The 13457-nt window shown below is 33.8% G+C and carries 8 protein-coding genes; 4 read left to right on the top strand and 4 right to left on the bottom strand.

Going from position 1 to position 13457, the window contains the following annotated elements:
- Positions 1 to 262 precede the first annotated feature (262 nt).
- Positions 263 to 2026, bottom strand: a complete 1764-nt coding sequence (locus O99_RS01240; RefSeq protein WP_235692215.1) for an extracellular solute-binding protein — start codon at positions 2024 to 2026, stop codon at positions 263 to 265.
- A 366-nt stretch (positions 2027 to 2392) separates the two neighbouring features.
- Here O99_RS01240 and O99_RS01235 point away from each other — a divergent pair, with 366 nt between their 5' ends.
- Positions 2393 to 3010, top strand: a complete 618-nt coding sequence (locus O99_RS01235) for an invasion associated locus B family protein (RefSeq protein WP_035005823.1) — start codon at positions 2393 to 2395, stop codon at positions 3008 to 3010.
- A 73-nt stretch (positions 3011 to 3083) separates the two neighbouring features.
- Here O99_RS01235 and O99_RS01230 read toward each other — a convergent pair whose 3' ends face one another.
- Entirely contained in the window at positions 3084 to 5669 is a 2586-nt protein-coding gene (locus O99_RS01230) for an Rne/Rng family ribonuclease (protein WP_035005822.1), read from the bottom strand.
- Between the two features lie 596 nt (positions 5670 to 6265).
- On the opposite strand from O99_RS01230, the gene O99_RS01225 reads away from it, so the two are divergent.
- The 3 genes from O99_RS01225 (at position 6266) to prfB (ending at position 11382) form a co-directional block, all read left to right on the top strand.
- Positions 6266 to 7495, top strand: a complete 1230-nt coding sequence (locus O99_RS01225; RefSeq protein WP_035005820.1) for an N-acetylmuramoyl-L-alanine amidase family protein — start codon at positions 6266 to 6268, stop codon at positions 7493 to 7495.
- Positions 7496 to 7652: 157 nt separating this feature from the next.
- Positions 7653 to 10118: a penicillin-binding protein 1A gene (locus tag O99_RS01220; protein ID WP_035005819.1), complete on the top strand. Its 2466-nt coding sequence runs from the start codon at positions 7653 to 7655 to the stop codon at positions 10116 to 10118.
- A gap of 150 nt (positions 10119 to 10268) precedes the next feature.
- Positions 10269 to 11382 (top strand): peptide chain release factor 2 gene (gene prfB / locus O99_RS01215; protein WP_153574810.1). Its coding sequence is split into 2 segments (ribosomal slippage): positions 10269 to 10337 and positions 10339 to 11382, totalling 1113 coding nucleotides; the frame shifts between segments, so codons are not numbered across the junction.
- A 22-nt stretch (positions 11383 to 11404) separates the two neighbouring features.
- Here prfB and O99_RS01210 read toward each other — a convergent pair.
- A complete protein-coding gene (locus tag O99_RS01210; RefSeq protein WP_035005816.1) occupies positions 11405 to 11884 on the bottom strand; it encodes a peroxiredoxin in 480 nt (159 codons plus the stop codon).
- A gap of 199 nt (positions 11885 to 12083) precedes the next feature.
- The gene (gene tyrS, locus O99_RS01205; protein ID WP_035005814.1) at positions 12084 to 13337 is read right to left on the bottom strand and encodes a tyrosine--tRNA ligase; all 1254 of its coding nucleotides are present in this window, start codon (positions 13335 to 13337) and stop codon (positions 12084 to 12086) included.
- Positions 13338 to 13457: the final 120 nt, after the last annotated feature.

The raw sequence follows: 13457 nt of genomic DNA, 5'->3' as shown, positions 1-13457 counted from the left end.
CCCGCATTAAAAAATGAATTCAGGACTCTATATGAAGGTTTTCTTTCCTCTGATTTTAAAAAAGAAGTGCTGAGTACTATAAAAAAGTCCACTACAGGTGATGAATCTTGGTATTTTCAACACCTAAAAGAAATTCCTTCAGAGTGTAAAGCTTACAAAGAGATACACAATATAATGCTTCCAAACAAGAGAAAAAGTATTATACATCGCATATACTTTTATTTTGCAATATTTTTCATAGGCCGTTTTCATTTATATTTTTTTACTCACGCCACCAAGTTTGAAGACGATAGCCATATAATGATGTATAAGTAGGATGTTTAAGATATGACCATCTTGCTACCCATTGTTCAGGTAAATGATAAAGCGGTATATAATAACTGCCAGAAATCAAAATTCTATCTAAAGCACGTACAGCTGCAATAAATTCAGCATCTGAGCGTGCATCAAGTATTGCTGTTATCATAGCATCTATAGCAGGATCAGAAGTTCCTGCAAAATTAAAACTTCCTTTCAAATTTCGAGAAATAGAAGCCCACCGATTTATTTGTTCATTGCCTGGCGACAGAGAATTTTTTAATTTGCCAATAATCATATCATAATCAAATGTTCCTAAGCGATTTTGATACTGACTATCATCAACAGTTCTTATCTCAACATCAATACCAAGCCGCGATAAAGTACTCTGAAATGCAAGGGCGACTTTCTCTTCTTCAAATGTTTGAGTCATAATCTCAAATTTAAAAGGTAAACCATCAGGAGTAATAGCTTTATTGTTTTTTCTAGTAAAACCTGCTTCTTGTAGAAGCGTCCAGGCTTTTTGAGCAGATTGACGCTCCATGCCTGATCTATCTGTTTTAGGAATATGCCAATGTCCGTTCATGACTTCAGGAAGAACAGCATCAGGGTAAGGTGCTAAAAGTTCTTTTTCTTTTTCACTTGCTGGTTTTCCAACAGATGAAAGAACAGACCCATCCCAATAACCTTCTGTTCTGGCATAGATATTATTAAAAAGGCGATTATTAATCCATTCAAAATCAAAAAGCATTGAAAGTGCTTGTCGTACTTTTCTATCTTTAAAAATGGAACGGCGTGTATTAAAAACAAAACCAATAAGATCGGCAGGTGTACCTTTCGAAAAATTTTCTTTTATAACTCGCCCCTCGCGAACAGCTGGAAAATTGTAAGAAAGCCGCCAGCGATTTGGATTGGTTTCAATGAAAATATCAATGAGGCCTTTTTTAAAAGCTTCAAAGTGTGCAGTATCATTGCGGAAATACTCTATTTGAATGGTATCAAAATTATTTAGTCCTTTATTAACAGGAAGATCTTTGCCCCAATAGTCAGGATTGCGTTTGTAAATAATTCGTTCACCTGGATCAACATGCTCAATAATATAAGGGCCACTTCCAGGAATTTTAACTAAACCGTTTTTTTCAAAATCATCAACATTAATAGCGTGTTTTGGTAATATTGGCATTACACTTGCCAAAAGAAGTGGAAATTCACGATCTTTAGAGTTTGGAAAACGCATTTTAATACCATGAGAACCAATTTTTTCTATAGATTCTATGCGTTTCATATATCGATCAAAAGGTGGTCTTCCTTTATCTTTAAGCAGATTAACTGTGAATAAAACATCTTCGACTGTTATAGATTTTCCATCTGAAAAACGAGCTTTTGGATTAAGAAAGAAAGTAATTTCAGTACGTTCATCATTTAATTCAACTTTTTCTGCAAGAAGACTATATAGCGTAAAGGCCTCATCACGGGAACGTACCATCATTGTTTCATAGACAAGACCAGAAAATTGTTCATTAGCCACAAGACCTTGTGCAGTTGTACGAAAACTACGAATGACGAATGGATTTAGTCCATTAAATGTTCCAACAACTCCATAGGTAATTTTTCCTTTTTTATTTGCATTAGGATTAGCATAAGGAAAATAGTCAAAATTATCAGATAGTTTTGGTAATCCATGCATAGCAATACCATGTGCTATAGCATTATGACAACAAAAGAACATTACAAAGGTAAGAAAAAATTTAAGATAATGAGCGCTATAGCACGACATAGAATTTTATTTTCATTATAATTTAGCGATGATTCTTTAATATATTTCAAAGATTAGGATATTTTGTGTATTACTGTGAAAAAAAAGCCAATAAGATAAAAAATATGCTATATATAGTATATAAAAAGTTAATTAGTTATTCAATGAGCTTTACTTATTCTATATTTTAGTTTTTTCTTTGTGCTAAAGTAAGAAAATAGAGAAATACCATTCTATAATTTAATTATACTTTATTGAAAATTATATTTAATGTCCTATCTGGAAGTTATTATATTTTAGAAATTGTTCTGAAAGCGTATTGAAAGGATTAACTTAATCATGTCGCATAAAAATACTTACTTTTCTGTTTCAGTATTAGCTGGAGCTGTTGCTTTTTTTCTTACCATCCATACTCCAGCAAATGCACAGAGTTTATCCCAAGGATGGTATAAAGTTTGCAATAAACAGCATGATGTTGATATTTGTAATACGATGAATACAGTTGTAGCAGATACTGGTCAGCCTTTAACAGCTATTAATTTAGTTGAAATAAAAGGCAAACAAAATGAACGACGCATAGGCCTTCAAATACCTACAGGGCGTTTGTTACCAGAAGGCGTTCATATTCAAATTGGAAATGATTTCTCTAAAAAAATTCCTTATGTTGTTTGTAATTCAACCAGCTGTATTGCCAACGATGCTTTAGATGATAAGCTTATTTCTGCTATGAAATCTGGTTCAAAAATGGTTATAACTACTGTTAATGTGCGTGGAGCAGCTAATCCTGTAGAATTTTCTCTTAAGGGTTTTACTGCAGCATATACAGGCCCTGGTATGGATGAAAAAGCTTTCCAAGAAGAACAAGTAAAATTGCAGAAAGCTATTCAATCAAAGCAAAAAGAGATTGAAGATCGTATGAGAGCTGAACAAGAAAAAGCAAAAAAAACAGCGAACTAAAGAAGAAATTTTAAGTTATCTTTTAATATTTATCTGTTTAAACCGCTATAAAATATTTTATAGCGGTTTTTAATTAATTATTTTTTGAAAAAAAACCTTTACGTTTCCACCAACCTACACGCTCAGTTTTTTTATTAGTTTCAACTTCTGATGATGTCACAACAGGCTCAGTGGGTGTTGTTACAACTGAAGAAGAAATATGTTCAACAATTTTTTCAATTACAGGTTCTTGTTCTGTCATTTCAGTTGTTTGCACAGATTTCTTAGTTGCTATTTTCTTTCGTATTTTCAGTGCTAACTTTTTTGTATTTGTAGAAATCACTTCATTTGCGATTTCACTTATTTCTTTTATTTTAGTTTTTCGATTAGACTTGGTAACTAATTTTTCCTCAACAAGTTCTGGTTTTGGTATTGTTACGTTTTTGTCATTTGTAAGGACTTGTTTATTTTGTAAAATTTCTGAAGTTTTTACATTACGCTTCTTAGATTTAATAGCAGTATGGGCCTCTCTAGTTTTATTTTTCTGTATACCGCTTAAATCGTTTTTATAATAGCTATCTTTACTAAATCCAACAGTTTCAGCAGCTGGAACATTATAATGCTGGCGATGTTCTGCTTTAATTTCTTCTAAAGCTTTCTTAGCAAAATCTCCAACAGGCTCTGCATAGGAGATACGAAACTGAGAGTTATTGCTCTGATTAGACCGACCTCCACGACGTCCACGACGACGCCCGCGGCGACGAGTATCTTCAGCATTGGGAGTATCATTTTTATGAGTAGCAGGAAAAATACTACCATTATTAGATTCCATCTGTTGATTTTTATGCTGACGTTGTTTGTTGTTGTCAACGGTTTTGCTTTTTATTAAGATAGAATTTTCAGTTTCTTTTGTATCATTATCCTCAATAACTGTTGAAGAAAGGGGGGCCTCTTTTGCTATTGAGCCTTTAGAAATAGTGAAATGTTGTGTTCCAACACTATCATCGGCTTCAATGTTAATACTGAGCCCAAAACGTGTTTCTAAATTAACAAGAATATGGCGTTTATGATTTAGTACATAGAGTGCTATTGTTACAGGAGTGCGTACAATAATATTATATTGCGAATTGTGGAGAAGATATTCTTCAATCGAACGCATCACATGTAAAGCGATCGATGATTCAGAGCGTATATTTCCAGTTCCAGCACAATGCGGGCAAGGTTGTGTAGTGCTTTCTAGAACGGATACACGAATCCGTTGACGACTCATTTCCATAAGGCCGAAATGTGAGATATGACCAACCTGAATACGAGCGCGATCGTGTTTTAAACAATCTTTTAACTTTTTTTCAACAAGCTTAATATTACGATTTTCTAGCATATCAATGAAATCAATTACAATTAAACCCGCAAGATCACGCAACCGCAATTGGCGTGCTACCTCTTCTGCAGCTTCAAGATTAGTTTGTAATGCTGTTTTTTCAACAGAATGCTCTTTAGTAGAACGACCAGAATTTACATCAATAGCGACAAGCGCTTCTGTTTGGTTAATAACCAAATAACCTCCAGATTTTAAACTAACCTGCGGGTGCAACATTTTATCAAGCTGAATTTCGATATCATTATGCGTAAAAATAGGAGTAGGATTACGATAAGGTTGAACAACTTTCGCATGACTTGGTATAAGCATGCGCATAAAATCTTTAGCTTCACGATATCCTTGATCTCCCGAAACAAGAATTTCATTAATATTTTTATTATAAAGATCACGAATAGAACGCTTTATAAGGTTACTTTCTTCGTGAATTAAACACGGGGCCGTTGATTTAAGTGTTAATGTGCGAATAGTATCCCATAGACGCATGAGGTATTCATAATCACGCTTAATTTCAGCTTTTGTTCTATTTGCTCCAGCTGTTCGTAAAATAACTCCCATGCCTTTTGGAACGTCTAGTTCTTTTACAATATCTTTAAGACGTTTGCGATCTTGTATATTGGTAATCTTTCGTGAAATACCGCCACCTCGAGCTGTATTAGGCATTAAAACAGAATAGCGACCCGCTAGAGATAAATAAGTCGTGAGTGCTGCGCCTTTATTACCACGCTCCTCTTTAATTACTTGAACTAATAAAATTTGACGACGTTTAATGACTTCTTGAATTTTATATTTACGCCCCTGTTTACGGGGGTAGGCAGGTAATTCTTCAAGTACATCTTCTGCTCCAACCATTTCTATGTCATTATTAGAAAAGTCAAGTATTTCTTCAACATCATCAGCTATAACATCATTTTCAATATTCGTTGCTATAACATTATTACTTTTATTTTTTTTAAAGGATTTTTTATTTGAAGTTGTTTCCTCAATGGGAGCATCTTCATAATTTTCGTTAATAGCGGCTTTCTCCTCTTCAAGGAGAGCAAGTCGATCAGCAATAGGAATTTGGTAATAGTCGGGATGAATTTCTGCGAAGGTTAAAAAACCATGGCGATTACCACCATACTCAATAAAAGCAGCTTGAAGTGATGGTTCTATACGCGTAATACGCGCTAAATAAATATTACCTTTAAGTTGTTTTTTGTGTTCTGACTCAAAGTCAAGTTCTTCAATTTTATTACCATGAACGACAACAACACGTGTTTCCTCTGGATGAGAGGCATCGATAAGCATTTTGTTTGACATAAGTTAAAATCCTGAAGGCGACATGTGTAACTTTATTAAAAAAAACAGTATAACTATTTGCAAAAATAAAGGACTGTCTGCCATAAAAAAGGGGGGCCGATATAACAAAACAGACTGCTATACGTAAACACATTATAGCATTTACTGTCATTACTCTTGTCTGTTTTATATGACTCATATTTTGAAGTCTCCGGCAAAACAATTTCGAAAACAGTTCGGATAACCAAACCAATGAATCTTAAATTACGTAATCCTACTGTATTGAGGAATAAAGACTTTTTACTTATAAAAAGCGCAAACGCATAATATGTGATAAACCTTTTTAAAGACAACTTAATATGGATTATCAATAATTTTCTAATACCAGATGGTTACATTACCTAAGAATCTTAATATGCTCTTTTATGTTGATATTATGCTTTTGGCAAGTAATAATGTAACTTCTGAATATATAATACAATATAATAACTGTCTTGATAATAACTGTCTTGAGTTTGATTTTTTTGACATTTGTGGCTAAAAGATTCAACGCTTAAATTGAAAAATATAAATATATACTTTAAAATTAATAGCGAATACAAAAAAGCATTTCACTTATGATTAGACGATTTTTTAATAAAAAGCCAAAAATTGGTTATGGGAATGTTTTTTTGCATTTTGCATGCTATTTACTATTTTTTTTAATGTTTCAGCCTCATATTAAAGCCGCTCATGCATTAAAATTTATTAATTTGCAAACCGTTAATATTAACTCATCTACACGTATTATTGCAGTTTTTAATGCTAAACCAAATTTTCATTTAGAGATTTTAAACAAACCCACACGTTTGGTGATTAATTTACCTATAGTTGATTTTTCAACGCAAAATAAATCTCCAAGCAAAAAAAATATTTTATCGGATATGCTATTAGACATACATTATGATTTTTCTGATACGCAGGCTTCACGTATTATTCTTACGAGTAAAACTACTTTTTCTATAAAAAATAGTAGGGTGGAAAAATTAAATAATGGCTTATGGCAAATATTAATTGATATTACTCAAAGTTCACAAAAAGATTTTAACGAAGCACTGAAAAATCAACAAAAAATTCATCATGGTATAAAAACACGAATAAATCCAGAAAATCATTTTCGCGTTGTTCTTGATCCTGGTCATGGGGGAGTTGATAGTGGCGCACGAGGTATTACTGGAATTTTAGAAAAAAATATAACACTTATTTTTGCTCGTGCATTACGAGATGAATTAGAAAAAGACTCCAATATTCATGTTATCTTAACACGTGATTCTGACGAATTTTTAAGATTAAGCGAAAGAGTCAAAAAAACACAAGATTTTAATGCTGATCTTTTTATATCCATTCATGCAGATAGTATTAAGATTCGTTCTCTTCGTGGTGCTACAGTATATACTCTTTCTGAGAAAGCTTCTGATACAATTGCAAAGTCTTTAGCTGATCATGAAAATAAAGTAGATTTTCTTGATGGATTAATAGCAGAAGAAATACCTGAGGTTACAGATATTTTAATTGATCTTACTCGACGTGAAACTCAAATGTTCTCGATTGATTTCGCTGATCGTGTTATTTTAAACTTATTAAAAAGTAAAATCAATTTGATAAATAATCCTCATCGATATGCTGATTTTTTAGTTTTAAAAGCTTCAGATATTCCTTCTATTTTAATAGAAATAGGTTACTTATCTAATAAAGAGGATGAAAAATTATTAAATGATTCTCAATGGAGAGAAAAAATGGTTATTGCTATTGCAAATTCCATTCGCCAATTTGCGGCAGATCGACAGAAAACTATACAGTCTCTTTAAATATATGGAGAGATAGAGTAAACAACATTATTATCTTAATATGAAAAATAAATAATAGTCTTACATTTGTCTCACTATTAGTGAAAATAACATTTCATTAGTGATAAATAAAGTATATTCTGTCTAATAAATTCTAAAGAAAGTGATACCCATTTCAATGATAATTTTTTTTAGATATTTTTTGAGTTTTTCTAAAGTTATTGGACTTTGTGGAGTTATGATGTGGGTAATAATAACTCCTAATCAAGCTAAAGGGCTTCCTGATTATGAAGTTCTTTCATTATATGAACCACCTGTGATGAGTCGTGTTCACGCTGCAAATGGCCGTCTTATGGCCGAATTTGCTACCAAACATCGCCTTTATTTACCTATCAAATCAATACCAAAAATTCTTAAAGAAGCTTTTATTTCAGCTGAAGATAAAAATTTTTATCATCATTTTGGCTTAGATCCTGCAGGGCTCTCTAGAGCTTTAATCAAAAACATTATGAATATTGGTTCTGGCCAACGTCCAGAAGGAGCTTCAACTATTACACAGCAGGTTGCTAAAAACTTCTTTTTAAGTTCGGACGCAACACTTGAGCGTAAATTAAAAGAAGCCATCTTAGCAATGCGTATTGAGAAAACTTATTCAAAAGACCATATTCTTGAACTTTATCTCAATGAAATTTATCTTGGTCGAGGTACTTATGGTGTTGCAGCAGCTTCGTTGACCTATTTCAATAAACCTGTGAGTGAGCTTACTTTAGAAGAATGTGCTTATTTGGCTGCTCTTCCTAAAGGTCCAGCAAATTATGATCCATTCAAACATATACAACGCGCCGTTGATCGGAGAAATTGGGTTATAGATAGAATGGTTGCAAATGGATATATAACATCAGAACGGGGTAAGAAAGCTAAAGAAACGCCTTTGAAAGCAGTCATGCGTGGTCGTGATAGCTATGTTTTTGCTGCTGATTATTTTACTGAAGAAATACGCCGTCATTTAATGAATCTTTATGGAGCTACAACACTTTATGAGGGTGGGCTTTCAGTTCGTGCAACACTTGATCCAAATTTTCAGCTTATTGCGCAACGTTCTTTGAGAAATGGTTTAATTAGATTTGATCATTCGCAAGGATGGCGTGGACCTTATAAACATATCAATATCAAAGATGATTGGGATATTATGCTCAGAGATATTCCTGGATTAAGTGATGTACCTGAGTGGCGTTTAGCAGTTGTTCTTTCTGCAGAGATGAATACAGTAGAGATTGGTTTACAACCACAGCGTCAAAATTCAGGTTTACTATCACAAAAAAAAGAAATTGCGACATTATCCGAAGCTGAATCAAAATGGGCTTTGAATATTATTGACAAAAATGGTCATCGGAAAACTGTTCAGAATTTATCAAATGTTTTGCAAGTTGGAGATGTTATTTTTGTTGAAAGAGTATCAAATAAGAATGATACTTATCGTTTACAACAAATTCCTAAAATTGAAGGGGCTATTGTTGCTATGGAACCTCATACAGGACGGGTTCTTGCAATGGTAGGAGGATTTTCTTTTTCTGAATCTCAATTTAATCGAGCAACGCAAGCTTATCGCCAAACGGGTTCTGCTTTTAAACCCTTTGTTTATTCTGCAGCGCTTGATAATGGATATACACCAGCATCAGTCATTTTAGACGGTCCCGTTGAAATACGTCAAACTAATGGGCAAATTTGGCGACCTAAAAATTATGGTGGTACATTTGCAGGACCTTCTACATTACGTTATGGAATTGAGCACTCTCGTAATCTTATGACTGTCCGGCTTGCCAATGATATGGGCATGTCTCTTGTTGCTGAATATGCAGAACGTTTTGGTCTTACAGATAAAATGCAACCTTATCTTCCCATGGCTTTAGGAGCTGGAGAAACAACACTTTTACGGATGGTAACAGCTTATTCAATTATTGCTAATGGTGGACGTTCTATTGAACCTTCTCTTATAGATCGAATTCAAGATCGTTACGGCAGAACTATTTACCGTCATGATAATCGTCTATGTGAAAATTGTAATGTTCAATCGTGGGATAATCAAAGCGAACCAACATTAATCGATGAACGAGATCAAGTTCTTGACTCTATGACAGCTTATCAAATTACATCGATGATGGAGGGAGCTGTTCAACGTGGTACAGCTGCGCGTTTACGTTATCTTAATCGGCATATCGCTGGTAAAACCGGTACAACCAATAATTCTAAAGATATATGGTTCATAGGATTTACACCTGACCTTGTTGTTGGTGTTTTCATGGGATATGATCAGCCGGCTTCATTGGGGCATAACGGAACAGGAAGTTCATTAGGAATACCAATTTTTAGTGAATTTATACAAGCTGCTTTGCAAGGTAAACCAGATGTGCCATTTAAAGTACCAGAAGATATGATTTTAATACCAATTAATCGCAAAACAGGTATGTTTGCTCAAGCAGGAGATAATGATGTTATTATAGAAGCATTTAAACCAGGAACTGGCCCTGCTGATATATATCAAGTGATTGGTGGAACAGACTTTTTTCAAGAAGGAATTCCAACAGTCACTACTTCTCCACAAGTTAATAAAGCTCTTCAAGATGGTGGCGGTGGATTATATTAATTGAAAAGAAATTCTTCTGATAGGATAAACAAATATAAATAATATTTTCCAGGTTATTCATAATTGAGATTTAATAAATAACTTTGTAAAATTATTAGAATAAAAATTCAAAAAAATTATTATTTAAAATAATGGCTCAGGTATTAAATTATGCGAGTAGAAATAGAAACATTAGTTAATGAAATTCAGCAGGCGATTAGTTTGCTAAGGAGGCATCTTTAACTGGGATCAGTCATTAAAACGTCTTGAGTATCTCAATCAAAAAGCAGAAGATCCATCGCTTTGGAATGATGCACAAAAAGCACAAGATATGATGCGTGAACGTCAAAATCTTGAAGATTCGATGAATAGCACTCAGTTATTCACACAAATGCTTGAAGAATGTATTGAGCTAATAGCAATGGGTGAAGAAGAAAATGACGTGGAAATTATTACTGAAGCTGAAAATACAATACGTCAACTTAAAAGCGAAATAGACAAGAAACAAATTGAGACGCTCCTTTCGGGAGAAGCAGATTCAAACGATACTTATTTAGAAGTTCATGCTGGAGCAGGGGGAACAGAAAGCCAAGATTGGGCTTCTATGCTTTTGCGTATGTACACTCGTTGGGCTGAACAACACAAAATGAAAGTTGAAATATTAGAAACTCATGATGGTGAAGAAGCAGGTATAAAATCAGCTACTATTCTTGTAAAAGGGTATAATGCTTATGGTTTGCTAAAAACTGAATCAGGTGTTCATCGTTTAGTTCGTATTTCGCCATATGATTCAAATGCAAGACGACATACTTCCTTTGCAAGTATTTGGGTTTACCCGGTTGTTGATGAAAATATTGAAGTTGATCTATCAGAATCAGATGTTCGTATTGACACGTATCGTGCATCAGGGGCTGGAGGGCAACATGTTAATACAACAGATTCCGCAGTACGTATTACGCATATAAAAACTGGTATTGTTGTTCAATGTCAAACGGAGCGTTCTCAACATAAAAATAAGGCAACAGCGTGGTCGATGTTACGTGCACGCCTTTATGAAGAAGAATTAAAAAAACGAGAGGAAGCAACTAACGCGGTTGAGGCGTTTAAAACAGAAATTGGCTGGGGACATCAAATTAGATCTTATGTTCTTCAACCCTATCAGCTTGTTAAAGATTTACGTACAGGAGTTGAAAATGCTGATCCACAAACTGTACTCAATGGTGATCTAGATACATTCATAGAAGCAGCGCTTGCTCAACGTGTTCATGGAAAAAACAAGAACTGAAAGATATTAATTAATTGTAGCATTATTGTACAACACGCAGAGCACGTGCAGCAGCTAAAACATTTTCAGCATGTCCAGATACACAAACTTTACGCCATTCTTCAGCGATTTTTCCAGCTGAATCAATTAGAAAAGTACTCCGTTCAACACCCATATATTTACGTCCATACATGCTTTTTTCAACCCAAACACCATAAGCATCAAGTGTAGTTTTTTCTTCATCTGAAACAAGGATAATATCAAGTTTATGCTTTGCTTTGAATTTATCATGTTTAGCAATATTATCTGGAGATATACCAATAATTGCGACTCCGATTTCATCAAACTTCTCTTTCAATCGGGTAAAATCAATTGCTTCATTTGTGCATCCACTCGTGTCATCTTTTGGATAAAAATATAAAACAACTGATTTTCCTTTAAAATCGGAAAGGCATAATTGACCTCCACCATCACGCGGCAAATTAAAATTAGGAGCGGTATCGCCTTTCATTAACTTTGTCATTACATTATCTCTATCTGTTACATAAAGCCATTTTATAAGATGTGAACATTAGGATGAATTGCTCAAAAAAATTTCTCTATCATAATATAGTGTACTAATATAATCAAAAAATGAATTAGAGATATTCATCTTAAAATATAAACTTTTTCATTTATCAATCTAGAAAATTATCTCATATAACTAAAATAGTTATAAATAATTATATTGGCTTAACTAAAACATGTTTTTTCTTACCAAAAGACAGCTTAATTACTTCATCTGCATTGACATCTTTTTCAACAATAAGGTGTGTTTCATTTTCAATAATTTGGTCATTTACACGTATACCACCACCTTGAACATATCGACGTGCTTCACTATTTGATTTAGCGAGCCCTGCTTGTACTAAGAGAGTAAGCAATCCAATGCCTACTTTTAACTCTGTAGCATTGATTTTAATACTTGGAAGATTTTCTCCAAATGTTTTTTCTTCAAAGGTTTTACGTGCTGTTTCTAACGCTTCATTTGCGAGAGTACGGCCATGTAGCATTGCTGTAATTTCCGTTGCAAGAATCTTTTTCGCTTCATTAATTTCAGTACCTTTTAATGCAGAAAGTTTGGCAATTTCAGTCATTGGTAATGTAGTATAAAGCTTCAAAAATCGTGTAACATCAAGATCTTCCGTATTACGCCAATATTGCCAAAATTGATAAGGAGAAAGCATATCTGCATTGAGCCATATAGCACCATTGAGTGACTTACCCATTTTCGCCCCAGAAGAAGTTGTAAGCAATGGTGAAGTTAATGCGTATAATTGCGGTGTTCCTAAGCGATGTCCTAATTCAATACCATTTACAATATTACCCCATTGATCGGAACCACCCATTTGTACCCGTAAGCCATAGCGTTTATTAAGCTCTACAAAATCATAAGCTTGCAAAATCATATAATTGAACTCAAGAAATGATAAAGAGTGTTCCCGTTCGAGTCTCAGTCGTACAGAATCAAATGATAACATGCGATTAACTGAAAAATATTTCCCCACATTGCGCAAAAACTCTAGATAGCTCAAATTGCATAGCCATTCAGCATTATTCACAATACATGCATCAGTTTTGTTATCACCGAATGTTAAGTAGCTCGTAAATATTTTTTTAATGCTCATGATATTTTGAGCAATATCATTGTGTGTTAAAAGACGCCGAGCTTCATCTTTAAAGGAAGGATCACCAATTAAGCCTGTTCCACCACCCATCAATACAATAGGGCGATGACCGGTTTTTTGGAACCAATGAAGCATCATGATTTGAAGAAGACTTCCAGCATGTAGGCTTGAAGCTGTAGGATCAAACCCAATATAAGCGGTTACAGTTTCCTTTAAAAAAAGGTCATCTAAGCCTTTTTCATCTGAAATTTGATGGATGAATCCCCGTTCGCTTATAATACGCAAAAACTCAGATTTAAAAGCATACATGGATCTCATTCCCTATAACTATATATTACTTATATATTATGCACTTAATACAATTTTTATTATCAAATAATACACAATCCACAAGAAACGGGAAATTTCAGCGAATGTGTAATGACAGAC

Source organism: Bartonella rochalimae ATCC BAA-1498 (genome assembly GCF_000706645.1).
Classification (GTDB): Bacteria; Pseudomonadota; Alphaproteobacteria; order Rhizobiales; family Rhizobiaceae; genus Bartonella; species Bartonella rochalimae.
This window is presented reverse-complemented; position numbering and strand designations above follow the sequence as displayed.

What these genes read in the sequence shown, in the direction of transcription:
- O99_RS01210 (WP_035005816.1), bottom strand. Translation starts at nt 11,884, where the DNA reads ATGACAAAGTTAATGAAAGGCGATACCGCTCCTAATTTTAATTTGCCG.
- O99_RS01230 (WP_035005822.1), bottom strand. Translation starts at nt 5,669, where the DNA reads ATGTCAAACAAAATGCTTATCGATGCCTCTCATCCAGAGGAAACACGT.
- O99_RS01220 (WP_035005819.1), top strand. Translation starts at nt 7,653, where the DNA reads ATGATAATTTTTTTTAGATATTTTTTGAGTTTTTCTAAAGTTATTGGA.
- O99_RS01240 (WP_235692215.1), bottom strand. Translation starts at nt 2,026, where the DNA reads ATGTTCTTTTGTTGTCATAATGCTATAGCACATGGTATTGCTATGCAT.
- O99_RS01235 (WP_035005823.1), top strand. Translation starts at nt 2,393, where the DNA reads ATGTCGCATAAAAATACTTACTTTTCTGTTTCAGTATTAGCTGGAGCT.
- tyrS (WP_035005814.1), bottom strand. Translation starts at nt 13,337, where the DNA reads ATGTATGCTTTTAAATCTGAGTTTTTGCGTATTATAAGCGAACGGGGA.
- O99_RS01225 (WP_035005820.1), top strand. Translation starts at nt 6,266, where the DNA reads ATGATTAGACGATTTTTTAATAAAAAGCCAAAAATTGGTTATGGGAAT.